Source organism: Legionella londiniensis (assembly GCF_001467825.1).
GTDB lineage: Bacteria > Pseudomonadota > Gammaproteobacteria > Legionellales > Legionellaceae > Legionella_A > Legionella_A londiniensis.
On the sequence record NZ_LNYK01000007.1, the window covers coordinates 112414 to 136226 of the forward strand.

Below are 23813 nucleotides of genomic sequence, written 5' to 3' on the forward strand. Positions count from 1 at the left end.
GTCAAATGGAAAAAAGCCAGCGTGAGTATTATTTGAATGAGCAAATGAAAGCCATCCAAAAGGAACTGGGCGAGATAGGCGAAGAAGGCAGCGAAATTGAGCAGCTGGAAGCAGCCATCAAAAAAGCAGGCATGCCGAAAGAAGCAAGAGACAAAGCCATGTCTGAACTGAATAAGCTTAAAATGATGTCGCCCATGTCTGCTGAAGCAACAGTCATCAGAAACTACCTTGACTGGATGCTAAGCGTTCCCTGGAAAAAAAGAAACCGTATTCAGTTTGATTTGAACAAGGCTGAAAAATTACTGGATAAGGATCATTATGGACTGGAGAAGGTAAAAGAGCGGATTATTGAATATCTTGCAGTTCAGCAAAGAGTAAAACGCCTGAAAGGCCCCATTCTTTGCCTTGTCGGTCCTCCAGGCGTCGGCAAAACTTCCTTGGGTCAATCCATTGCAAATGCTACCGGGAGAACCTTTATTCGCATTGCCCTGGGAGGCGTGCGTGATGAAGCCGAAATTCGCGGGCACCGTCGAACTTACATCGGTTCAATGCCGGGCAAAATCATTCAAAAGCTATGCAAGGCAGGGGTTAAGAACCCGCTGATTATGCTGGATGAGGTGGATAAAATGGCTATGGATTTTCGTGGCGACCCAGCTTCCGCATTGCTTGAGGTGCTTGATCCCGAGCAAAATCATACATTCAGCGATCATTACCTTGAGGTCAATTATGACTTAAGCGATGTGATGTTTATTGCCACGGCAAACTCACTCGAAATTCCTGCTCCATTACTGGATAGAATGGAAGTGATTCGCCTGCCAGGCTATACCGATGATGAAAAAATTAACATTGCCAAGAATTATCTCATCCCCAAAGAGATGGCGCTTAACGGCTTAAAACCAAGTGAGATTCTCATTACAGAAGGCGCAATTCAGGAGATCATCAGGCATTACACTCGCGAAGCCGGCGTGCGAAATCTTGAACGTGAGATTGCAAGCATTTGCCGCAAGGTGGTCAAGGATATTTTGACCCATAAGAAAGTAAAAAAAGTCACTGTGGGTAAAAACAATATTGAAAAATATCTGGGGGTGAAAAAATTCCGCTATGGCCTGGCTGAAGAGCATGACCAGATTGGACAGGTGACCGGGCTTGCCTGGACGAGCGTAGGCGGCGAGTTGCTGACTATTGAATCATCCATGATGCCGGGTAAAGGCAAGGTAATTCATACCGGGCAGCTGGGAGAAGTCATGCAGGAATCAATTCATGCCGCCATGACTGTGGTTCGAAGCCGCGCGGATTTGTTTGATTTGCCAAAAGACTTTTTTGAGAAAAATGATTTTCATATACACGTTCCGGAAGGCGCTACACCCAAAGACGGCCCAAGCGCCGGCATAGGTATGTGTACAGCTCTGGTTTCGGTCATTACCCATATCCCGGTTCGTGCTGATGTGGCTATGACAGGCGAAATAACCCTGAGAGGGCAAGTGCTGCCTATTGGCGGCTTGAAAGAAAAACTTCTGGCGGCACACCGTGGAGGAATTAAGCATGTCATTATCCCTGAGGACAACAAGAAGGATTTGGCCGAAATCCCGGAAAACGTGTTAAAAAAATTAATCATCCATCCTGTCAAAACAATTGAGCAAGTACTGCAGATTGCCCTTACAAAAAGTCCTTTAAGTCATGAGAATCGTGCACACCCAACAATTATTGAACCTTCTGCAAAAAAAATTGAAAATAAGGATTTACATGTGCGTGAATAAAGAGTATATTTCACTCCGTTGCCCGCCAGTGGCGGGTTAGCAAGGATGTAATAGCTTGACTGGAGTAAATCAATCTGATGTAATCAACTCCGATAAAGGATGAATAATAGCAAAGGGGAAAAGATGAATAAAAGTGAATTGGTTGAAGCTATCGCTAATAACTCCGGCGTAACCAAGGCAGTAGCAAGTAAAGTTCTTGATACTTTTATGCAAACTGTAACGGAGGCGCTGAAGAAGGGCGATCAAATCGTTTTGCCAGGATTCGGGTCTTTTTCAACTGGTAACCGTTCTGAACGAACTGGACGTAATCCACAAACAGGTCAGGCTATAAAAATTAAAGCATCAAGAGTTGCCAAATTCAAAGCGGGTAAAACTTTGAAAGAAGCTGTACAGCAAGCGTAATTGATCGGGTGCTTAGCTCAGCTGGGAGAGCATCGCCCTTACAAGGCGAGGGTCGCAGGTTCGATCCCTGCAGCACCCACCAAGACTTGGAGTGGTAGTTCAGCTGGTTAGAATACCGGCCTGTCACGCCGGGGGTCGCGGGTTCGAGTCCCGTCCACTCCGCCAGCATAACGCGCCGAAAGGCGCGTTTTTTTTATGCTCCTATTCCTTTTGATACCGATATAGTTTTACTGTGCCTGGATAAGTAACAAAAACAAACAAGATGCTGGGAAATTGCAAGGCAATTTGATGAATGAACTGTTTCCGTTACCGTATAAGTTTGCTATCTTCTTGCAAATACAAAATTTAATGGATCGTCTTACATGCTGCAAAAATTAAATGAACGCATCCAGGGGATTGTTGCCTGGGTTATCGTGATTCTCATTGCGGTGACATTCGCCTTCTTCGGCGTTGATTATTACATCCAAAGCCGCCACGACGCAGAGATTCTGGCTGAAGTGAATGGTGAAGCCATCAGCAAACGAGAGTTTGAACTGGTGTATCAGCGCACCCGGCAATTCCGCGACGCCTCCCAAATCAATCCCAGTCAGGAACAGCGTTTTAAAAGGCAGGTTATGAATGAGATGATTATTAACCTTGTCAGCCTGCAAGCAGCGAAGAAATATGGATTTCATGTTAGCGGAGAGCAGGCTAATGCAGCAATTTTAAATATCCCTCAGTTCCAGGAGGACGGCCATTTTTCATCCGCGCGTTATCAGCAAGCATTAAGCGGCGCGTTATTTACACCTGAAACTTTTCAAAAAGAAGTACGGCAAGGGATGGTGCTCAATCAGCAGCGCTTTGCGTTTATCGGCACAGCTTTTGCCTTGCCAAGCGAGGTAGAGCGTTTTATAAAATTGTACATGCAAACAAGAGATTATGTGTATTGGCTAATTCCAGCGGCAAACTTTGCAAGCGGGGTGAAAATCGCCGATAGGGAAATCTCAGAGTATTATCAGCAACATCAGAAAGAATTTGTTTCACCTGAGCAAGTGGTGGTTGATTATGTGCGCTTGTCGATGGCTGACATTAAAAAGAAGATCAGTTTATCAGAAGAACAAATTCAATCTTACTATGAAGAAAACAGAAGCAATTATTTGCTGCCTGCCAAGTGGAAGGTTGCTCATATCTTATTTGCAATACCAAGCGGCGCTTCAAGGGAAGAGATTGAGCAGATACAAATAAGGGCAGAAAAAGCATATGGGGAATTACAGGCAGATCCCAATCAGTTTGAAACCATGGCTAAGCAGTACTCTGACGATAAGCTATCCGCTCTTCAAAATGGCATACTGCCCTGGATCGTTGCCGGGCAGTCAGACATGGATAAGGCTTTGATTAATCTTACGCAACCAGGCCAGATATCTCCTCCGATTAAAACCAGGCATGGCTATCAGATTTTTAAATTGATAGCGTATAAACCTGCTGAGACTAAGCCGTTTTCCCAGGTTAAAGAAGATATCCGCGGGCAGCTGCAAAGTGAGTTGGCGCAAGCCAAATATGCCCAATTGATGGAAGATCTGTCAGATCTGAGTTATCAAAGCCCAGATTCTCTTGAACCGGTTGCCCGTGCGCTTGATTTAAAAGTTGAGAGCACAAAGCCTTTTTCCCGTCAGGGTGGCCAGCCGCCATTGGCTGACAACCAAAAATTTATCCGCGCGGCATTCAGTCATGATGTCCTTGAGCTTGGCAATAACAGCGAGCCGATTCAGGTAGACGATGACTCTGTGGTCGTCCTGCGTGTACAAAAACACATTCCTGCGTCACAGTTGCCTCTTGCGGAAGTGAGCTCGAAAATTGCAGACCTACTCGCAAAACAGAAAGCAGAGCGTAAGGCCCTGCAAATCGGGCAGGAACTGTTGCAGGCAAATGAAGCCAAACGGCAAAATATAATCGAAAAGTATAACCTCAAGACGCAAGAGGTTGCTTCTGCAGGCCGTGAAAGCGATGAAGCGCCAGCATTGATTAATCAATTGGCATTCGCCTTGCCGAATCCGGGAGCAAGCAAGGGCGGCCGGCTTGAAAATGGCGACTATGCTGTTGTAGAGCTGAAAAAAATGAACGATGGTGACCCGGCTAAGCTCGACAACGAGCAGATAGCAAACATTACGCAGCAATTGGAAGCGAGTTATGGTGTGATGGCTTACGATTTATATGTGAATCAATTAATGCGCGATGCAAAAATCAACCACTCTCCCAGTTAGTCATGCAACCCAGATTAGGCGCGGTCATAATCCGGGGTTTTCGTTTATGATTCCCGCAGGTATTTCAGCAACGTACGGCTTATTGTCCGCATAAGGTAACCAACGACCGATCAATAAATGAATCATTTTGATTAAATTATATACTTTTATTTAATTTTGTTGTATTATAATATCCGATTGAACTGGAGAATAAACATGACTCATCAACAAAATGTCAGCACTTTTTTTAATAAAGGTTATAAGACCTATAAAGACATAGGCATTATTTCTGCTGCAACGCCTATATTGCCTGCCCTGCTTGGACTAGGAATAGGCTATAAAATAGACAATAAAGGAATAACAGTGAAGGAAGACAGATCTGCAGGTCGGTATACAGTTGCAGGTAGCGCAATCGGGCTGCTTGCTGCTGTGGCTCTGGCTCCTGTTACGCTTCCTATTGCTGTCGCAGGCCTAGGCGTTACTGCTGCCTTATTTTTCTTCACAGGTATTGCCCATGCCGCTTCCGCGCTGGCTGCAGGGATCATGGATTTGGTGGCAGGCAGCTATAAGTCTCAACAAAGTCAGCAAGAAGACGATTTTAGCCTTATTATATGATGTAATCATATTGCCATACCGTAGCCCGGATTAGACGCAGTCGTCATCCGGGTTTTTTATTTCTCATTCCTTATTACGCGCCTCTAATAAAGGCTGTTTTATTCTGTAGCCCCAACCATGGATACAGCATGGTAGCCGGCATCGACATGCACCACTTCACCGGTGATCCCTGAAGCAAGATCAGAGCACAAAAATGCTGCGGCATTGCCGACTTCTTCCTTGGTAATGTTGCGCCTTAAAGGAGTGATCTCGCCATAGGCGCTTTGGATTTTTCGAAAATCCTTAATGCCTGATGCGGCCAAAGTCTTAATCGGGCCTGCAGATATGGCATTAACGCGAATTCCTCTGGGACCCAGGCTGGATGCAAGATAACGAACCGCTGCTTCGAGGCTTGCCTTGGCAATACCCATGACATTGTAATTAGGTACAGCTTTTTCGGCGCCATAATAGCTCAGAGTCAATATGGAACCCTGCGTATCTTGCATCATAGGTAAAGCGGCCTTGGCCAGCCCCACCAAACTGTAGGCGCTGATGTCGTGGGCGATGCGGAATCCCTCGCGGTTGGCGTGCTCTATAAAATCGCCGCTGATTTGATCGGCAGGCGCATAAGCGACGGAGTGGACTAAAATATCCAATTGCTTCCATTCTTTTTGTAGTTCGGAAAACACAGCTTGAATGTCTTCATCACTTGCAACATCGCAGGGATAGGTCAGGGTAGAATTGAATTCAGCCGCCATATTTTGTACGCGTTCTTGCAATTTTTCATTCTGATAGGTAAACGCGAGCTCGGCTCCCTGCTGGTGAAACGCCTGGGCAATGCCATAGGCAATTGAGCGATTGCTGGCTAAACCCACGATTAACGCTTTTTTACCGCTTAAAAATCCCATATTTATCTCCTATATCAAAAAATATGGTGAATCAGGAATTGTTCATCGCCAGAAGCTCACGCATTTTGGCTTGAATCATATCGATAGCTATACGGTTCTCTCCGCCTCTCGGCACAATCAGGTCAGCGTAGCGGCTCGAGGGTTCAATAAATTGCAGATACATGGGACGTACCGTGGTTTCATATTGATGCAATACGGATTCAAAAGAACGCTGGCGTTCCACAACATCACGCTTCAGCCGGCGGCTTAAGCACACATCAAGAGGCGCGGACATAAAAATGCGAATATCCATCAGTTCACGCAATGCCTTATCGCTGAAGAGCAAAATGCCTTCCAGCACGATAATGGTATGGCGTCCAACGAATCGGGTTTCTGGCAGGCGGATATGCTTGGAGTGCGAATAGATTGGGATTTCCACCGACTCGCCTTGCTGTAATCGGCGCAGGTGCTCGCAAAGGAGGGCATGATCAAAGGAATCAGGGTGATCATAATTTATTTTTTCGCGCTCTGTAAAAGGAAGATGGCTGTTGTCCTTATAATAAGAATCTTCGGAGATAACAACAACCTGATCAGAACCCAGCTCATTAACAATAGTATTGGCCAGTAAACTCTTTCCGGAAGCAGAAGGGCCGGAAATCCCAATAATAATAGCTTGCTTACTCATGGTGTACAGAATAAAAATTTAGTACGAATAGTAAAGGTTTGTAACAATAAATTCAATGGTAAAACCTTTATTCAATATTATTTTAGCTTATGTATGCGCTTTAGCAGCACATATAATGCGCCGTTGCCGCCGTCTTTAGGTCGCGCGCTGTGAAAGGCAAGCACTTCAGGCATTTGCTTCAGGCATTGGTAGACCATATTTTTTATAACCGGCGGCTCGCCAAAGCGGCCGCCTTTTCCATGAATAATGAGTATAGAGCGGTGTTCCTTAAGAAGCTCTTGGGATATAAATCGATTCAATAATCCCCCGACGGAATCAGAGCGCATGCCATGCAAATCAAGTTTAGCCTGGAATGAAATTTCGCCATTTTTTAACTGTTTGAATTGCTTTGCCGAAATATTGCTCTTTCCAAAGGATAATTCTTCCTCCGCCTTGACCGGATCAGAAGTTGTTACCGAAAAACAGCATTCTTCTGCGGGTAAGGCTGGTTTGGATTTGACTGTTAGGGAAGTTTTTGGGGGCTTAGGCTTTTGTATTTTTCCGGGAGATTTTTTTAAAGGTTTTACATCCCCGACTGCTTGACGAAAAAGCGCTTTGTCTTTTTCAGAAATGAAATTGTCTGACATGTCATACTAATACCGATTGCAATAGTGTAATTATAAGCCTGAAAAGATCTTAAGCGGGCAAAAACAGTTAAAAAAAACAGGAGCGATGAATTGCTCCTGTATCGGATTAAAATTTAAATTTTTTTTCAAAGTCCATTTCTTTATAATCATATCTGGCTCCCTGGCCCAGGGTATCATCAATGGCATCATAGGGATTTGCCGCTTGCTTAAACATGCCAAAGAGCATATGGGCACGGTGGCCGACCAGGTCAAACCCCCTTTGTTCTTTACATTTGGCAATATTCTCCTCGGTTAATGGAAGCTTGCTGTATTGTTGAAGCGTTTTTTCATCCTGGCGTTTGAAGGAATCGGCAATTTTTGCCTCGAAAATTGCGTCGCGATACACTTTGGTCTGCCTGCAGGTGGTTTTTTCGACTATCCTGTGCTGCAACTCAATCAACCGTCTTGATTCATAGCTTAATTCAACTTCTTTTCGATCAAGCATTTGATTGACAGCCTGCACATGAGGAGGCGTATTTTGTGATAAAATTTTGCGCTCGGGCAATTTATAATCATACTGATGATGAACGGAAGCGTCCAAAGCCTGATATACCACCTGATAAAGTTTGTCCAATTGGTTGCGTAAATCGGGATTGGTTTTTTCTTTCAGTTTTACATATTTCTCTTTCACGGCATTTCTCCGATGGTTTTGATAACTCCATCTTAAGAGGAAATAATTAAGAAAAGATTAAATTGTGCTTTTTACGAATTAACTTTTCAAAAAATTTACAAATATTGACAATTCATTGCTTTTTTTTAACAAAAATAACGCAAGCTGTTGCGAATCAAGAGTGATAAGCTAAACAGACGGCACTGCCGCTTGCTTTCATTAAATTGGGGAGGATATCATCTTCCAGTAGCGTTCTTGACTTTGAGGGATTCTCAATTGTTGACTGTTGTTTAGATAAACTGAAGGCAGGATCGCTTATTGGACAACCCGTTCCAAAGGGCAATGGCAGCAACTGAGAAAACGCCTGATTTTTTGGTTTTCTTTATATTTCAGACATAAGGTGTCATCATGAAAAAACTTTTTTCCTGTGTATTAATCGTCTTGCTTGGCTACGGCCTGTTGATAAGCGATGCCGCTGCCAAGCGCTTTGGAGGCGGCCGAAGTTTTGGTGTGCAACGCTCGCACCATTCCTATACAAAACCTGCTCCAAAGAATCAACAGCATAAGCATGCAAACCAGCAAAGCCGTCTTGGCAAATGGGGCGGAGTTTTGGGCGGCTTGCTGATAGGAGGGCTATTGGCAAGCTTGTTTATGGGGCATGGTTTGGCGACAGGAATCATCTCATGGCTGATTCTTGGTTCATTAATCTTGTTCGCTTTGATGCTGTTTCGCAGAAAGCTGCAGCCAGGTTATGCGTCCGCAGCTTCTTCGCGTGATGCCCCATATACCCATGGCGCTTATGAACCAGCAGGCTATTCCTCTTCTCCTGAAGAGTTTGAGGCAGAAGCTTTCTTACGGGAAGCCAAGGTCAAATTTCTCCGCTTGCAGGCGGCCTATGATCAAAAAAATCTTCATGATTTGCGGACATTCACAGCGCCTGAAGTCTTCGCTGAAATAAAAATGCAGATGGATGACAGGGGGGACTCTGCCAATATTACCGAAGTTTCCCAATTAGATACGGAACTGCTGGATATCTCTAAAGAGGCGGGTGGATATATCGCAAGCGTACGTTTTTCAGGAATGATGACAGAGAACGGCGATCGTTCATACTTCAGCGAAATCTGGCATTTTCGTAAATTCAGCGGCCGAAATGAATGGGTTGTAGGCGGCATTCAGCAAGAGGGTTCGCTCTAAAGTACCGAATGAATGCCTTGTTCAACCGTTTTACAGGTAATCATTGTCATGACTGCGCATTGCCCGTGAAGTCATGACGCATTCATCCGGGCCGCAAAAATGACGCCAGAGTTATCTTTTTTTGTACCTGCCGCCAAAGCTTGGATCCTTTGCAAAAAGATCAACAAAAACATTCACAACATCGCTGTCATATTTGATTCCGCTGTATTTTTTGAGTTCCAAAATTGCCTTATCTCTTCCTAAACTCTGGCGGTACAGCCTGTCTGAGCTCATGGTATCGAATGAATCTGCAACAGCAATGATTCTTGCTTCAATGCGGATCAAGTCTCCAATTAATCCCATCGGATAGCCAGAGCCGTCAATCCGCTCATGATGCTGGAGAATAATTTCATCTACAGGCCAGGGTATGCGCAAATTAGAAAAAAATTTGCTGCCGTTTTCTGCGTGGGTTTTTAATAGCTCGTATTCTACCTGGCTTAATTGCCCCGTTTTAGTCAAGAGCTGGGTTGGAACGGTCAGTTTGCCAATATCGTGCAGCAGCGCTCCAAGCCTTAATCCAAATAGCTGTTCTTCAGGCAAATTCATTTCCTTGCCAATCAAGCAGGCGATGTGGGCTGTATTGGCTTGATGAAAGGAAGTCAGCTCGTCACGGGTCTCAATCGCGCGGCTTACTGCGCTTAGGATGTGTAATAATATTTCTTCCCGGGAATTGGAGCCTTCATATCTAAGATTTAAATCAATCCCTTCATTGGTTTCGCGGATTTTTTCCTTTACTTGCGGCCAGAGCGCTCTCACCATCTCTTCAAACTGCTTAACTTCCTTTTTGCCATAAGGGTTTAACGCGTTACCCACTCCAACGAGGCCGCAGATTTCATTATTCTCCATAATACAGGTGCTCATGTGGCGGAATATAGGGTAATGGCCTTCTGGAAGATTATCGCTGCCGTATAATTTATCATAATCATTATGGACTACGGTTTTTCGCGACCGGATACAGTCGGCCCAAACTCCCGCGTTTTCTAAAAAATAATGACCTTCATGAATGGTATTACAATGCTTGTAAACTTCATCAGACCAGACATTCAATTCGATTTGCTGAGTTTTTTCTGAATATCGATGCAAATAGCCTATCTGACTTTCCGTGGCCTCTACAAGGTAGTTGATAAAAAATTGGTAAACATCCTTTTCAGTAAGAAATCGGCGTGGACCGAATAGGGTCAGATTTTCCTTAATCATGGCAATCAAAAAAGTGGATGATAAGAAAAAAATAGCAATGAACTTGTTTTTTTTCTAGGGGATTAATATTTTCTTAATATACTATTTGTAAAATTATGTTTAGATATTGGCGATTGATCCAGTTAAGGGGATGAGTAATGAAAGAGAAGCAAGAACAAACTGAGCAAGAAATTAAACGCTTGATTGCGCTGAAGAAAAAGCAGGAAGAAGAAACCTTATCGCAGCAAGAGCTTATAAAATTGCAGAATTTTTATCAAAAACATCCTGGTTATGAAAATCTTTCCAGCGAAGAGATGCAGAAAAAGCTGGATGAGGATTTAAGGGTAAAGAAAGTGCAGGTGATAAGCGATGGCGACATTGATCCAATCATTCAGGCGTACAACGATAAATACAAGAATGAAACATGGTATAAAGAGCCTGTAACTCAAGGCAATGAAACAACATTCACTTTCCCGTCCTTAAAGGAAGCATCCAGTTTCTTTCTGGAACAGGCAAAGAACGTGCAAGAACCGTTCATTATTGTTGACGGCAAAACCAACAAAGTTATGGCGTACTCAAAAGGCGACGGTAAACTGTATCACAGCGATGGCAAGGAGTTTGAGCAAGGGCATACATTAACGCCTGGCGAACATGACGCCGCAAAATTTGAAATTCCGGATTTACCCAAATCCTTGAAGATGTAAGGTTTGCATATTCAACCGAGGGTCTTTGCCGTTGTACAAAACGGCAAAGACAGCTGGACTGCCGGTTATTAGGCATAAAAAAGGGACCTCATGGCGGATAAACTCTGTATGCACTGTTTTGTGTCCGGTAAAGTCCAGGGTGTCTGGTTTCGTGACTCGGCCAAATCCGAAGCAGAAAAACTGGGCATAACAGGTTGGGTTCGCAACCGCAGCGATGGCCGGATGGAAGTGCTGGCCTTTGGCGATAAAAAAAATCTCGAGGATTTCTACTCCTGGCTTAAAAGAGGGCCCAAGCTTGCAAAAGTGACTGAGCTGGTAAGGGAAGATCTGCCCTGGCAACATGTTGAAGCCTTTGTCATTAAACCGACTGTCTAATCAAATTCCAACTTCCTGCCCCGGCTTCTTGTGAATAAGCTGATTAAATTTAAACCATTATGTTGATATATTATTATTTATGATTTAAAATGTAGTTCTTTAAGATTTGATCAGGCGATTCATTGTCCGTTAAAGAAGTCAAAGAAATTTATTCCCAAAAATGGAGTGTATTATGCGCTGGCTAAATGCTTTGCTGAATTCATTCAGTAGCTCAAAGGAACCCAAGACAAATGCTCCCAAAGAAGAACCCCATCCTTTTAAAAATCAGGAAGAGACATTAAAGCGATATGATCGCTATGTAAACGAAAACGGTGATCCCGTTGGTATGTGCCAGTCCATGACCAATGTTTATGCGAAGCTTCGACTCCAGGGAGAAGACACCGGCCAGTATCTCGGCGATGACAGGAAATTTCTCCAGGCATCCATTGATGAGGAAAATGAAGAACTGGACGCTGAATTGCAAGGGGATGAGGATACCATTCATCATGCCTTTAACAAACAGCAAGTTCCGCACGAACATGTAAAAATGCCGGTCAGGGAGTTTTCAAAAGAAAAACTTGAAACAATGCTTAAAGACAGTGAACACTTTATTATTTCCTACCCCACAAATCAGACGTTAAATACGCACCAGTCAAAACCTGACACGCTGCCGGATAAAAAAATCAGCCATGCGGTTTATTTTGGAAAATTAGAGAAGCATCTTGATGACTGCGTGACTTTTGATGCCAACCATGGGGAGCAAAAAGCACCCTGCGGCGAATTAATCCGGATGTTTGTTGAAAAAGTCAGGAACGAAGCCAGTGACGGGGATATCCAAATCGGCATGGCAAAGGTTTAGTTGGTTTTATTTGCCCACTGCTTATCCATATTCTTACACGCCTACCCTGAATTAGGGTAAAATGGCAGTTTTTTCTTTTCTGGAATTTAAATGGCAGAACCATATAACCATACGATTGACCAATTTCAATCGATTCTTGATTACCTGCGTTATGGCTTATCTTGCGCCAATACTAAAAACCTTTATTACGGGCATGGTACAGATAATGCCTGGGATGACATGCTGGCTTTGATATTGGGGAGCTTATCGCTTCCGCTCGATGTCAATCCTGAGCTCCTGCATGCAAGGCTTACAAAAGAAGAAAAACAATATCTCTGCGAACAATTGCGGCAAAGAATTGAACATCATAAACCCACGCCGTATTTAACCCAAAAAGCGTACTTCTTCGGCTTAAGTTTTTATGTTGATGAACGCGTATTAATCCCCCGCTCCCCCATTGGCGAATTAATCAATCAGCAATTTACGCCCTGGATTGCGGAGTCCCGGGTCAAGCGCATACTCGATCTCTGTACCGGAAGCGGCTGTCTTGCCATAGCCTGTTGTCACGCATTTCCTGATGCGGAGGTTGATGCTGCCGATATCTCCAGGGACGCATTGGCAGTCGCGGAAATCAATCGAAAAAATCATGGGCTGGAAGACAATCTTCGTCTTTTCCATTCGGATTGTTTTGACTCCATACCGAAAACCCGCTATGACATTATCGTGAGCAATCCGCCCTATGTGAGCCGTGAGGAAATAAAGACTCTGCCTAAAGAGTATCATCATGAACCAAAGCTCGCGCTTGAAGCAGAACAAAACGGCCTTGCCATCGTTGAAAAAATCCTTCGCGAGGCTCAAGATTATCTCAGTGCAGAAGGAATATTGGTGGTTGAAGTGGGTAACAGTGAAGAGGCGCTTGTTGAAGCCTATCCCGACGTGCCGTTTACCTGGTTGGAATTCGAACATGGCGGAGCGGGTGTGTTCTTGTTAACCCATGATGAGCTTAAAGCCTATTTTTCATAAAAACATTAGGGCTGACATGAGCGGAAATACATTTGGAAAATTATTTACTGTCACAACTTTTGGCGAGAGCCATGGCCCCGCAATTGGCTGCATAGTCGATGGATGCCCGCCTGGATTTCCTTTAGAAGAGGAAGATATCCAGCCGTTTTTGGATAAGAGGAAACCGGGCCAGTCGAAATATACCACGCAAAGGCGCGAAGCCGATAAGGTTCATATTCTTTCCGGGGTATTCTCGGGAAAAACAACAGGCACGCCTATCGCGTTGCTTATTCATAATGAAGATAAGCGTTCCAGTGATTATGAGCCAATAAAAAATGTATTTCGCCCGGGACATGCAGATTACACCTATCAAAAAAAATACGGCATCCGTGATTACCGCGGCGGCGGGCGCTCCTCCGCGCGGGAAACGGCAGCAAGGGTTGCGGCAGGAGGCATTGCCCGCCTTTATTTACAACGCGAGTTAAATATTCAAATTTTCGGATTTTTACAGCAAATGGGGGCGCTTGTTCTTGATTTTGAGAGCGAGGCAGAAATTTCACAAAACCCTTTTTTTTGCCCGAATCATCATCAAGTGGCCGATTTGGCCAGGATGATTGAACAATTACGCCGGGAGGGGGATTCCATTGGTGCGCGTGTTGGCGTATGCGCGCGGAATGTCCTCCCTGGGATAGGGGAGCCAGTATTTGATAAGCTTGATGCCGCCTTGGCACATGCCATGATGTCAATCAATGCAGTGAAAGGGGTTGAAATTGGCGCAGGTTTTCAGGCAGTCACCCAAAAAGGCAGCGAGCATCGGGATGAGATGGCAAAGCATGGTTTTCTCAGCAATCATGCAGGCGGCATTCTTGGCGGCATTTCCACAGGCCAGGATATTGAGTTGAGTATTGCTCTGAAGCCGACTTCAAGTATTGTCAAACCAGGAAGAACACTGAATACTGAAGGAGATGAAGTTGAAATCGTGACCAAAGGCCGGCATGATCCTTGCGTTGGAATACGTGCTGTACCAATTGCGGAGGCCATGATGGCGCTGGTATTAATGGATCATTACTTACAACATAAGGCGCAGAATTTATAAAACTTTTTTAAGCAATCGCCGAAAGGGGTTATTCATGAGTAGAAAGTTAAATGTAGCTATTGTCGGTGTAACAGGCGCTGTTGGGCAAACTATGCTGTCTGTGCTGGAAGAGCGCCAATTCCCCGTCGCCGAATTATATCCCCTGGCAAGCGCACGGTCGGTCGGGAAATTGGTCGAATTTTGCGGCCGGCAGTATGATGTGGGAGATGTGGCTCAATTTGATTTTGCTGATGCGGATATTGCCCTTTTTTCCGCAGGAAGCGCTGTTTCCAAAGAATTCGCGCCCATTGCCGCTGAGGCCGGATGTGTTGTGATCGATAACACTTCTTGTTTCCGCTATGACAACGATATTCCGCTTGTGGTCCCTGAAGTGAATGCCAGGCGTATTGCGGATTATCGAAACCGCGGCATTATTGCCAACCCAAACTGCTCAACCATTCAAATGGTGGTTGCCTTAAAGCCTCTTTATGACGCTGCAGGTATTGCGCGCATCAATGTTGCAACCTATCAGGCCGTTTCCGGAACAGGCAAAAAGGCAATTGAGGAATTAATTTCCCAATTGGGCGAGCTGTTGAATGGCAGGCCGATTGAGCCTTCTGTCTATCCTCAGCAAATTGCCTTTAATGTACTGCCTCACATCGATGAATTCCAGGAAAATGGGTATACCCGCGAAGAAATGAAAATGGTCTGGGAAACGCGAAAAATACTCGAAGACGAGCACATTCTTGTTAATCCTACAGCCGTCAGGGTGCCCGTGCTGTATGGCCATTCAGAAGCAATTCATCTTGAACTGAAAACACCACTTGATGTCAATCGTGCACGGGCTTTGTTATCCGAGGCGCCGGGAGTGAAAGTGGTTGATTCTCCCGAGCAATTGCTTTACCCAACCCCCATTATGCAGGCCTCTGGACACGATGATGTGTATGTAGGCCGCATCCGTCAGGATATTTCCCATCCTCTGGGGCTTAATCTTTGGGTTGTTGCCGATAATATCCGCAAGGGAGCGGCTACCAATGCTGTGCAAATTGCTGAAATTCTGCAGCAGGACTATTTATGATTTATAATAGAAGATATGAATAACCGGGTAAAAATTCATATCGATATGCCAACTCCTGAAACCAGGCAGAACAGGGAAAGCTCGTTTCTGCCTGAAGAAACGCGTTCGATGGAACGTAAAAGGCGCCTCTTGGAACAGCAGGGCCATCGTAAGCTTGCCCGCGTGCACGCCAGAGACCATTCTCTTGAAGAGCGAAACGATATAGCGCCTGAGGGAGAGTTGCAAAATAACATTCTGCAAAATCCCTGGCTTGACAGTCAGCGATTTGATGGCATTGACCCCAATCTTAATCCTGAACCGCCTTTAAATTCTGAAGCGCGCCGCGAATATGATAACCAGCGCCGTGAGCAGGAAATGGAAAAGCAGCTTCGTCTTGGCCACATGCCAAAATTTACCACTGCTCCTAAACCAGAAGGTCCATAATGACCATTGCCAATGATATTATCAGTTGCCGTATTCCTGATTTTGATCATTACCTAAGAGCCGGCGAATCTCTGGACGATATTGATGAATACGGCTTTACACCGTTGATTGAAACTGCCATCACCCGCCAGCCCCATATTGCCGAGCTGCTCTTAAAAAGAGGAGTTGATGTCAATAAGCCCGATGTCACTGGGCGCACGGCCTTACACTGGGCAGTTGATAACCATGATCTGGCCATGGCCAGGCTTCTCCTTGAACATGGGGCGAATCCGAATGCTTATACGCGTTCGGGGTTATCTGTTTTGGTATATCCTGTTTTGCGCAGGCATGATGATTTAAAACACTTGCTGTATCAATATGGCGCAAGGCTGGATTTTGCGCTGGACTTTATCAACGCCAAACTATTAGGCCATCGTTTTGAGCTGTCAGGGGATGTGGATATCGTCAATGCTGAAGATGAATTTATTGAGCTGGATTATGAGGGATTTATACTCGAATTTACCGTGGCCATGATTAAGGATTCCCTAAGGCGGTTTACCAGCAGTTTTTCCACCAAACATCTGCGGCAGCATTTTCCTTATTTGTATGCCATTATGGATGCCTTTGGGGTGGCAGGGGAGCTTCTGAACCTCCAGCATCTGCCTTATTTAAGCGATGCGGATACCGCGCATCTTGGCCGCCTGATGAAGGAGCCAATGCTTGTTCTTCCCGCTGCCAGCCGCGGTCATGCGATTGGTTTTGTCCGTTACCGGCAATGGTGGGCAAAAATCGACCGCGGCGAAAATAGCTTAAAAGAAGGCAGTATCAATATTTACCGGATGACTCGCCCGGAAGCGTTCAATGTGAAGTTTTTACGCGAGTTTTTATACAAAAAACAGGGAAGGCAGTATTTCCATAAAGCCGTCAATCAGCATCTGGGCTTGATGCCTCTCGGGCAAGTCCCAATGACTTCTCAAATAACAGGGAATTGTTCCTGGGCAAATATGCAAGCTATCATCCCGGCAGCTTATGTTTTACAGCAAATGGAACCCAATGAGTCCATTCATGTTGAGGAGGGGCTTGATATCTATAATTTTTGGGTGGAATGGGATAAGGACAGGGCTCTTGACGAATGTATACAGAGGTTTTATCTGGTCAATGCAAAACGCAAGGCCAGCTATGCTTCAATGCTCGCCGCTGTGCTGTTTCAAAGCCTGGATCACAGCAAAAATCATGATGTTGAGCGGGCAGAAAAAATACTCACCATCCTCACATTGCCGGAATATTACTATATATTGGAAAGTTACCTTGAGGTATATTGCGTTGAGCGCCTGACTCGAAAAGGCAATAACCTGCTGAAATTGCTTGATGATTGCGGCATTAATCCCAATATCGGCGTAACTCCGATTGCAACCGGTCTGAAAACTCGTTCATAGCCGTAAACCAAAGATGGCCTGGGGTTTGTGGGCAGTCAGTATTTTCGGCTGCAAAAGGAACTTAACCATCTCAAAATCGCCACAAAAAATCAGGGGCTGTTGCCAATTCGCCCCAGCTCCTGACTGTCCAAAGCCTTTAGGAACAAACTTTATTCTTTGGGTTGTTCCCGGCTAGATGGCGCTTTTTTTTTTGAAAGTTCCGTATTGATAGAAACGACTTGGCTGCTACCGGGCTGATGCCCCCGTTTACGTCGGTTTGCAGGGTTTCTTTTTTGTAAATGTCCGCCTGAACGCCGCTTGCCCCCATTTTGAGCCCCGTTGCGTTTACCCTGGAATTGCTGTTCAGCAGGAGCGGTTTTTTGCTTTTTCACCGGAGCCTCTTGGGTTTTGCTTGGTATTGCCGCGCTTGCTTCATCCGTTTTGCCGGTAGCCCGAGTAAAAAGATTATTCCATAAGCGCTGGAGGAACCCTGATTCTTTTTGTTTGGCAGTGTGGATTCCATGGCCGGTATACGGCTTAACCACAGGCTCATCAGGCTTGGCATTGAGTTTTTCATCACGCGGTATTTCAAACTCCGGCTGCTGGATCAGGGAGTAACTTGGCTTCTTTTGCTTTCCGACATTGTCTTCTTTTACCCGGGTGATGGTGTAGTGGGGCGATTGCAGGTAAGGGTTGGCAATCACCAGGATATTGACCTTGTGCCTTTTTTCAATTTCAAGGATGAAATCACGTTTTTCATTCATGATAAATGTGGCCATTTCCGGGGGAAGCTGCACATGGACTTCAGCAGTTTTTTCCTTCAACGCTTCCTCTTCGATTAACCGGATAATGGATAATCCATGAGACTGAATATTACGCACGGTTCCGCGTCCTTCACAACGGGGGCAAACTTCCTGCGCGCTTTCTCCCAAAGACAGCCTGAGCCGCTGGCGGGACATTTCAAGGAGGCCAAAGCGGGAAATCCGCCCAACCTGTATGCGGGCGCGATCGGCTTTCAGCGCATCCTTTAGCCGGTTTTCGACTTCGCGCTGGTTTTTACTGGAATTCATATCGATAAAATCGATGACCACCAGGCCGCCCAAATCCCGCAATCTTAATTGGCGCGCAATCTCATCTGCCGCCTCAAGATTGGTATTTAATGCTGTGGTTTCTATGTCCGAGCCGCTTGTGGCTTTTGCCGAGTTGATATCGATAGAAACCAGGGCTTCAGTACGGTCAATCACCAGCGCGCCGCCTGAAGGCAGCAGTACTTCTCGTTGGTAGGCGGTTTCAATCTGGCTTTCAATTTGATAGAAATTAAACAGCGGAATGGTGCTTTTATATAATTTCAGATTAGGCAGAAAGTCAGGCTTAACCTGTTCTATGTATTGCTTGGCCTTTACATAGGAGATCTGATCATCAATAATGATTTCCCCTATGGATTTGCGCAGGTTATCCCGAATAGAGCGGATGATGACATCGCCTTCCTGATGAATCAGGCAGGGAGCAAGCTGGGTATTATAGGCGTGTTTAATTGCTTGCCATTGATTGCACAGCATATCGAGATCTGCCTGCAGTTCTTCCTGGCTTTTGCCGACTCCGGCCGTGCGGATGATTAAACCCATGTCTTCACTCAACTGCAGGGAATTGAAGGTTTCTTTCATCTCATCACGTTCTTCCCCTTCTATGCGCCGCGAGATGCCGCCGGAACGGGGACTGTTTGGCATAAGCACCAGATAGCAGCCAGCCAGGGTAATAAATGTGGTCAGGGCAGCTCCTTTTGTGCCTCTTTCTTCTTTATCCACTTGCACCAAAAGCTCCTGGCCTTCGCGGATTAAGGTGGTAATGGGAGGTTTTTCCTCGCCGAAATTATCAGGATGAATACTTAAATATTCCGGCGCGATTTCTTTTAGCGGCAAAAACCCCTGGCGTTTTGCCCCGTATTCCACAAAAACCGCATCAAGGCTTGGTTCCCGCCTGGTGACAATAGCCTTGTAAATATTTCCTTTCTTTTTGACTTCTAAAGGGCATTCAATATCAAGATCAAACAAAATATTGTCTTTGACAAGGGCAACGCGTACTTCTTCTTCCTGCGTTGCATTGATCAGCATTTTTTCCATCTTTAACCCCATGATTTCAGGGCGCTGAACTTAAGTAAGGTCAGAAGCAGGAATTGTTTGGCTCTTGCTGTATTTTACAGGATCCGTTGATTTGCTGGATAGCGATTGTGCTGACAAAAATCAACTGGTTCCTCATACAAAAGATCGTTTTAAATAACCCAAGATTCCATAAGCATATCTACAGTCTCAAAGGCCTTATCCACAAATCGCTTGGCCGCCATAAGGACAGCGAGGGGTTCTAAAATAGCAGGACGGTTCATAAAATTTAGCAGGCTGTTCGTCTTAAATAATTGCCGTTTTAGCCGCGAGTTCCTTTTTGTTCGCGCCATCAAACAATTTGCAGTCAGGCACCGAATAACAGACCGCACGCATGTTTCCTTTGTCATGTTGAAAGGCGCATACTGTTTTAAGCAGTATGTCTGGCATCCGTGGGTATCTGATGAGTATGTATTCAATTTGGCTCTGGTACTGGGCTTCCTGTTATCTGTTTATTTACTTAAGGGAAGCGCATTTTATTGATACACTGGCATGAATTTTCATGCCGATAAATAAATAATTATTTTTGCATTATAATTCTGTCGCAGAATAAATACTCTGCTCATTAGCAATCATAGCAAAAAAATTATAAACAGGAAATAGGAAACCCTTTAAAGTCAGAGATTTTGTGTGAAAAAATTCTGGACGTCATGCAAGGCCATATACCAGGCGTACCGTACTCGTTTTAGCGCAGACATGAAAGTCAGGTGAGATTCGGCTTTAATTTTCATGAAAGGCATCAAAAAGTGTTCGATTTTTGTTAATATTCCCACAAATGAAACAAGACAGTGTTGACAGGCGCAAATGACTGATGTTCGTTATACAGAAATAAGTATGGAAGAAGCAGGGCAGCGATTGGATAATTATTTGATTAAAATTTTAAAAGGGGTTCCCAAAAGCCGCATTTACAGGTTGATTCGCAATGGGGAAGTCCGCGTCAATAAAAAACGCGCCAGGCCTTCAACACGCCTGTCTGCCGGTGATATGGTAAGGATTGCGCCTATCCGCTGCGCTGAAGAAAAGCAAGTAAACCCCAAGAGGGCAACAGCAGAACGATTATTGGCATCGATAATATACGAGGATGAATATTTCCTGGCGATCAACAAGCCTTGTGGCATCGCTGTCCACGGCGGCAGTGGAATCAGCCTGGGGGTTATTGAATGTTTGCGTCAAATCCGCACTGATTTGCCTTACCTTGAGCTGGTGCATCGATTGGATAAAGAAACTTCAGGCTGTCTGGTGCTTGCTAAAAAAAGAAGCATGTTGCGTGCCCTGCAGGCTTTATTTGAATCAAGAGACGTTAAGAAAACATACTGGGCGCTGCTCGCCCAGCCATGGCAAGGGAAATCTTCCCTGGTTGTTGATGCCCCCCTCAAAAAAAATATCCTGCAGTCCGGCGAACGCGTGGTCAAAGTTGATCAACAAGGAAAAAGCTCTGAAACAAAATTCAAATTATTGGAAAATTATTCTTCATCCTGTTGGGTAGAAGCGAGGCCAAGTACAGGCCGAACGCACCAGATCCGCGTTCATAGCGCTTATCTTGGCCACCCAATCCTTGGGGATGAAAAATATGGCGATGGCGCTAAAATAGCAGGGCTCGGCGCAATGGGTAAAAGACTCTATTTGCATGCGCGAGCGGTTGAATTTACGCTCCAAGGCAAGTCCTATTATTTTCAGGCAGAACTTGACGAGCGGTTTAATGCGGCGATAGCCCAACTGCGTTCAAGCGGAGGCGGTCATGACTAAATATCAATTGGCTGTTTTTGACTGGGAAGGAACTCTTGCCGACACTCTTGGCCAGATTTTAATCATTTTGGCCACAGAAGCAAAAAGGTTGGATATGGGTGCAATTGATGAATACTCCGCAAGGCAAAGCCTGCAGTTTGGACTGGTTGTCGCAATTAAAAAACTCTTTCCGGATGCCGCAAGGGAGAAGCAGGCGCTTTTGCTGGAAGCCACCCAAAAGGCCCTTGCTTTGCGGACAACAGATGCGTATCTGATGCCTGGCGCGGCCGAACTTTTGGCCAGGATGAAAAAGGCGGGCATGGATTTAGCCATCGCCACCAACAAAGGGCACTCCTCCCTGCAGAGGGCTTTGAAAGGCTCGGGGCTGCAATCGTTTTTCAGCATAACGCGAAGCGCAGGACAAGCTCCGGCAAAACCCTGTCCGCAAATGCTTGAAGAAATCATGGCTTGTCTGGGAGTCATGCCCCGTGAAACCATTATGATCGGTGATTCCGCGAGTGATATGGAAATGGCTCAAAAAGCAGGCGTCGATGCGGTAGGAGTAGATTTTTATGATCAATCAGATCAAAATAAGGAATTACGCGAAGCGGGCGCCCTGCATGTTTTTAACAGTTATGAGCAGTTGGCTGACTTTTTACAGGTATGAAAGCCTGTTAAGCTAGTACTGTTTCCATGTGATAGTGACCCAAAATTCACGGGAAAGGCACAAAATAATAGACACCATGTTTAATGCCGCCTGTCCATCTTAAAGGGGGCGCGGCACTGGAATCTGCCCCGGCTGTTTGTTTGGTTTGGCTTGTTTAAAGAGGTTAAAGGTGTGAGTACACTTACCAGTTGGCCCAATTTATTGACCCTAATGCGCATTGTGCTCATTCCGATATTTGTTGTCGTATTTTATCTGCCTTTTTCCTGGGCGCATGCGGCTTCAGCTGTCATTTTTGCAACCGCCAGTTTTACTGACTGGATGGATGGTTATCTTGCCCGCAAATTAAAGCAGATGTCGCCTTTTGGCGCCTTTCTTGATCCGGTTGCGGATAAGCTTCTGGTTGCCACGAGCCTTTTGCTGCTGGTAGGAGCCAAGGATATTAATTACATTACCATTCCCGCAATCATCATTGTCGGCCGGGAAATCGTCATTTCCGCTTTAAGGGAATGGATGGCAGAAATCGGCGGAAGAGCGAGCGTTACGGTGAGTTTCGTCGGAAAACTAAAAACAACGCTGCAAATGCTTGCTTTGGTATTGCTGCTTGCATTTCACCCTGAGCAGTCTTTGTGGGGCATCATTGGGTTCATTCTTCTTTATCTGGCAGCAATCTTAACGATTTGGTCAATGGTCGCTTATTTGGCAATCGCCTGGCCGCGGCTAATAAAAAAAAGTTAGTTTCTTTATTGACAGGGTGTTTATTTCCGGTAAAATCCAATGCCGTAAAGACGCGGGAATAGCTCAGTGGTAGAGCACAACCTTGCCAAGGTTGGGGTCGCGAGTTCGAATCTCGTTTCCCGCTCCAATGCAAGCGACAGCTAGGTCGCTTTTTTTTTACTGGCTGTGTGGCAGAGTGGTTATGCAGCGGCCTGCAAAGCCGTGTACGCCGGTTCGATTCCGGCCTCAGCCTCCAAATAAGCCTAAAAATCAGTTATAGTTAACAAGTCATTGCCCAGGTGGCGAAACAGGTAGACGCAAGGGACTTAAAATCCCTCGGGAGTTAAATCCCGTGCCGGTTCGACTCCGGCCCTGGGCACCATCCCCCGCCTGCATTTGAAACCCATAATTGCGCCGATGCTACCTATGGCAGCAGCGAAATGAATCAAACAAAACAAGGGCAGCCTGAGGCGTTGAAGCTTAAGATTTACTTGTGGCGAAGATTGAGAGATTTGTGCTTTAATTAGGATAATTTTTATGTTGTCGAGGGGTTGCTATGACGTTTGTGGTGACTGAAAACTGCATTAAATGTAAATATACTGATTGTGTGGAAGTTTGCCCGGTGGATTGTTTTTATGAAGGGCCGAATTTTTTGGTGATTCATCCTGATGAGTGCATAGACTGCGCCCTATGCGAGCCGGAGTGCCCTGTGGAAGCCATTGTCTCGGAAGATGATTTGACAGACGATCAGAAAGGGTTCCTAAAGCTGAATGCCGAGCTTGCCCAATCCTGGCCGAATATTACAGCCAAAAAAGAACCGCCCGCAGATGCGAAAGACTGGGAAGGCGTTGAAAATAAATTGCCATATTTGCAAAAAGAGTGGACGAAATAGCTGAAAGTTTTGACGATTTGGCACGCAAGTGCCAGCGCATGCTGGGGGAGCAAGGGCGGCTGACAACGGCAGTTCCTGGATTTATACCGAGGCAGGAACAAATTCAGCTGGCTCTTGCAATTGCAAAAGCGATTATTGAAAAATCTATTTTGGTCGCGGAAGCAGGAACCGGCACAGGCAAAACCTTCGCTTACCTCATACCTTGCCTGTTAAGCGGTAAAAAGGCGCTCATCTCTACCGCAACCAAAACGTTACAGGATCAACTTTTTCAGAAAGATTTACCTCTGCTCGCCCGTGCGCTTGGCATCTCGCTGCGGGTGCAGAACCTGAAGGGGCGGAGCAATTATCTTTGCCGCTACCGGATCGAATTGCATGCCGGCGAGGGTCGCTTTATTAACCCGCAAGCGGTGCATGACATTTTATATGTGCGTGAAAAATTGCCGCAATTACAGATTGGCGAACGCAGTGAGCTGCCTGAGCTAGGTTCAATCACCATTTAATTATGCCCAAATAGCAATGGCAGCGAGAGCAATGGACGAGATAAAAATGGAGTCACAACGGTC

The 23813-nt window shown here is 45.4% G+C and carries 23 protein-coding genes, 5 tRNA genes and 1 pseudogene; 23 read left to right on the plus strand and 6 right to left on the minus strand.

Annotated elements, in window-relative coordinates; all coding sequences use genetic code 11:
* The 6 genes from lon to Llon_RS02595 form a co-directional block, all read left to right on the plus strand.
* A partial coding sequence (gene lon / locus Llon_RS02570; protein WP_237758238.1) for an endopeptidase La occupies nt 1–1757 on the plus strand: 1757 nt, incomplete at its 5' end.
* A 123-nt stretch (nt 1758–1880) separates the two neighbouring features.
* Nucleotides 1881–2159, plus strand: coding sequence for an HU family DNA-binding protein (locus Llon_RS02575; RefSeq protein WP_058528537.1), 279 nt, complete (start codon nt 1881–1883; stop codon nt 2157–2159).
* 6 nt (nt 2160–2165) lie between these two features.
* Nucleotides 2166–2241 (plus strand) — tRNA-Val (locus Llon_RS02580).
* A 6-nt stretch (nt 2242–2247) separates the two neighbouring features.
* Nucleotides 2248–2324: transfer RNA gene (locus Llon_RS02585), tRNA-Asp, on the plus strand.
* A gap of 197 nt (nt 2325–2521) precedes the next feature.
* Nucleotides 2522–4399: a SurA N-terminal domain-containing protein gene (locus tag Llon_RS02590; protein ID WP_058528507.1), complete on the plus strand. Its 1878-nt coding sequence runs from the start codon at nt 2522–2524 to the stop codon at nt 4397–4399.
* Between the two features lie 195 nt (nt 4400–4594).
* Entirely contained in the window at nt 4595–4993 is a 399-nt protein-coding gene (locus tag Llon_RS02595) for a hypothetical protein (protein ID WP_058528508.1), read from the plus strand.
* 98 nt (nt 4994–5091) lie between these two features.
* Here the strand turns inward: Llon_RS02595 and Llon_RS02600 are convergent, their stop codons facing one another.
* From Llon_RS02600 to Llon_RS02615, 4 genes are all read right to left on the minus strand, one after another.
* Nucleotides 5092–5880 (minus strand): enoyl-ACP reductase FabI, encoded by a 789-nt coding sequence (locus Llon_RS02600; RefSeq protein ID WP_058528509.1) that lies wholly within the window; start codon nt 5878–5880, stop codon nt 5092–5094.
* 31 nt (nt 5881–5911) lie between these two features.
* Nucleotides 5912–6544 carry a uridine kinase gene (gene udk / locus Llon_RS02605; RefSeq protein WP_058528510.1) on the minus strand — a complete coding sequence of 211 codons (633 nt, stop codon included), beginning with the start codon at nt 6542–6544 and terminating at the stop codon, nt 5912–5914.
* 77 nt (nt 6545–6621) lie between these two features.
* Entirely contained in the window at nt 6622–7170 is a 549-nt protein-coding gene (locus Llon_RS02610; protein WP_058528511.1) for a Smr/MutS family protein, read from the minus strand.
* A 106-nt stretch (nt 7171–7276) separates the two neighbouring features.
* A complete protein-coding gene (locus tag Llon_RS02615) occupies nt 7277–7840 on the minus strand; it encodes a hypothetical protein (RefSeq protein ID WP_058528512.1) in 564 nt (187 codons plus the stop codon).
* A 387-nt stretch (nt 7841–8227) separates the two neighbouring features.
* On the opposite strand from Llon_RS02615, the gene Llon_RS02620 reads away from it, so the two are divergent.
* On the plus strand, nt 8228–9013 hold the full coding sequence (locus Llon_RS02620; RefSeq protein WP_058528513.1) for a Tim44 domain-containing protein: 786 nt from the start codon (nt 8228–8230) through the stop codon (nt 9011–9013).
* Nucleotides 9014–9124: 111 nt separating this feature from the next.
* On the opposite strand, the gene Llon_RS02625 is transcribed toward Llon_RS02620, so the two are convergent.
* The gene (locus tag Llon_RS02625; RefSeq protein WP_058528514.1) at nt 9125–10249 is read right to left on the minus strand and encodes an HD domain-containing phosphohydrolase; all 1125 of its coding nucleotides are present in this window, start codon (nt 10247–10249) and stop codon (nt 9125–9127) included.
* Nucleotides 10250–10386: 137 nt separating this feature from the next.
* On the opposite strand from Llon_RS02625, the gene Llon_RS02630 reads away from it, so the two are divergent.
* The 8 genes and pseudogenes from Llon_RS02630 to ankH all read left to right on the plus strand — a co-directional run bounded on the left by Llon_RS02630 (nt 10387) and on the right by ankH (nt 17117).
* Nucleotides 10387–10932 carry a hypothetical protein gene (locus Llon_RS02630; RefSeq protein WP_058528515.1) on the plus strand — a complete coding sequence of 182 codons (546 nt, stop codon included), beginning with the start codon at nt 10387–10389 and terminating at the stop codon, nt 10930–10932.
* Nucleotides 10933–11022: 90 nt separating this feature from the next.
* Nucleotides 11023–11307 (plus strand): acylphosphatase, encoded by a 285-nt coding sequence (locus tag Llon_RS02635; protein ID WP_058528516.1) that lies wholly within the window; start codon nt 11023–11025, stop codon nt 11305–11307.
* A 172-nt stretch (nt 11308–11479) separates the two neighbouring features.
* Nucleotides 11480–12145, plus strand: coding sequence for a hypothetical protein (locus tag Llon_RS02640; protein ID WP_058528517.1), 666 nt, complete (start codon nt 11480–11482; stop codon nt 12143–12145).
* Between the two features lie 90 nt (nt 12146–12235).
* Entirely contained in the window at nt 12236–13147 is a 912-nt protein-coding gene (prmB, locus tag Llon_RS02645; protein ID WP_058528518.1) for a 50S ribosomal protein L3 N(5)-glutamine methyltransferase, read from the plus strand.
* Between the two features lie 16 nt (nt 13148–13163).
* The gene (gene aroC / locus Llon_RS02650) at nt 13164–14222 is read left to right on the plus strand and encodes a chorismate synthase (RefSeq protein WP_058528538.1); all 1059 of its coding nucleotides are present in this window, start codon (nt 13164–13166) and stop codon (nt 14220–14222) included.
* 34 nt (nt 14223–14256) lie between these two features.
* The gene (locus Llon_RS02655) at nt 14257–15279 is read left to right on the plus strand and encodes an aspartate-semialdehyde dehydrogenase (RefSeq protein WP_058528519.1); all 1023 of its coding nucleotides are present in this window, start codon (nt 14257–14259) and stop codon (nt 15277–15279) included.
* 36 nt (nt 15280–15315) lie between these two features.
* Nucleotides 15316–15702, plus strand: a pseudogene (locus Llon_RS02660) (Smr/MutS family protein); the annotation flags it as partial.
* A complete protein-coding gene (ankH, locus tag Llon_RS02665; protein ID WP_058528520.1) occupies nt 15702–17117 on the plus strand; it encodes a Dot/Icm T4SS effector AnkH/LegA3 in 1416 nt (471 codons plus the stop codon). The pseudogene Llon_RS02660 and the gene ankH, both read left to right, overlap by 1 nt.
* A gap of 149 nt (nt 17118–17266) precedes the next feature.
* Here the strand turns inward: ankH and Llon_RS02670 are convergent, their stop codons facing one another.
* Nucleotides 17267–19216, minus strand: a complete 1950-nt coding sequence (locus Llon_RS02670; protein ID WP_058528521.1) for an Rne/Rng family ribonuclease — start codon at nt 19214–19216, stop codon at nt 17267–17269.
* 840 nt (nt 19217–20056) lie between these two features.
* Between Llon_RS02670 and Llon_RS02680 the strand changes: the two genes are divergently transcribed.
* The 8 genes from Llon_RS02680 to Llon_RS02715 all read left to right on the plus strand — a co-directional run bounded on the left by Llon_RS02680 (nt 20057) and on the right by Llon_RS02715 (nt 23750).
* Complete coding sequence (locus Llon_RS02680; protein ID WP_058528523.1) at nt 20057–20998, plus strand: RluA family pseudouridine synthase; 942 nt, start codon at nt 20057–20059, stop codon at nt 20996–20998.
* Nucleotides 20991–21644 carry an HAD-IA family hydrolase gene (locus tag Llon_RS02685; RefSeq protein WP_058528524.1) on the plus strand — a complete coding sequence of 218 codons (654 nt, stop codon included), beginning with the start codon at nt 20991–20993 and terminating at the stop codon, nt 21642–21644. Before Llon_RS02680 ends, Llon_RS02685 begins: the two co-directional genes overlap by 8 nt.
* 171 nt (nt 21645–21815) lie before the next feature.
* Nucleotides 21816–22379: a CDP-diacylglycerol--glycerol-3-phosphate 3-phosphatidyltransferase gene (gene pgsA / locus Llon_RS02690; RefSeq protein ID WP_058528539.1), complete on the plus strand. Its 564-nt coding sequence runs from the start codon at nt 21816–21818 to the stop codon at nt 22377–22379.
* A gap of 52 nt (nt 22380–22431) precedes the next feature.
* A tRNA-Gly gene (locus Llon_RS02695) sits at nt 22432–22506 on the plus strand.
* A gap of 34 nt (nt 22507–22540) precedes the next feature.
* Nucleotides 22541–22614: transfer RNA gene (locus tag Llon_RS02700), tRNA-Cys, on the plus strand.
* Nucleotides 22615–22651: 37 nt separating this feature from the next.
* Nucleotides 22652–22740, plus strand: a tRNA-Leu gene (locus Llon_RS02705).
* 174 nt (nt 22741–22914) lie between these two features.
* A complete protein-coding gene (gene fdxA / locus Llon_RS02710; protein WP_058528525.1) occupies nt 22915–23250 on the plus strand; it encodes a ferredoxin FdxA in 336 nt (111 codons plus the stop codon).
* Nucleotides 23238–23750 (plus strand): DEAD/DEAH box helicase, encoded by a 513-nt coding sequence (locus tag Llon_RS02715; RefSeq protein WP_058528526.1) that lies wholly within the window; start codon nt 23238–23240, stop codon nt 23748–23750. Before fdxA ends, Llon_RS02715 begins: the two co-directional genes overlap by 13 nt.
* The last annotated feature ends 63 nt before the right edge of the window (nt 23751–23813 follow it).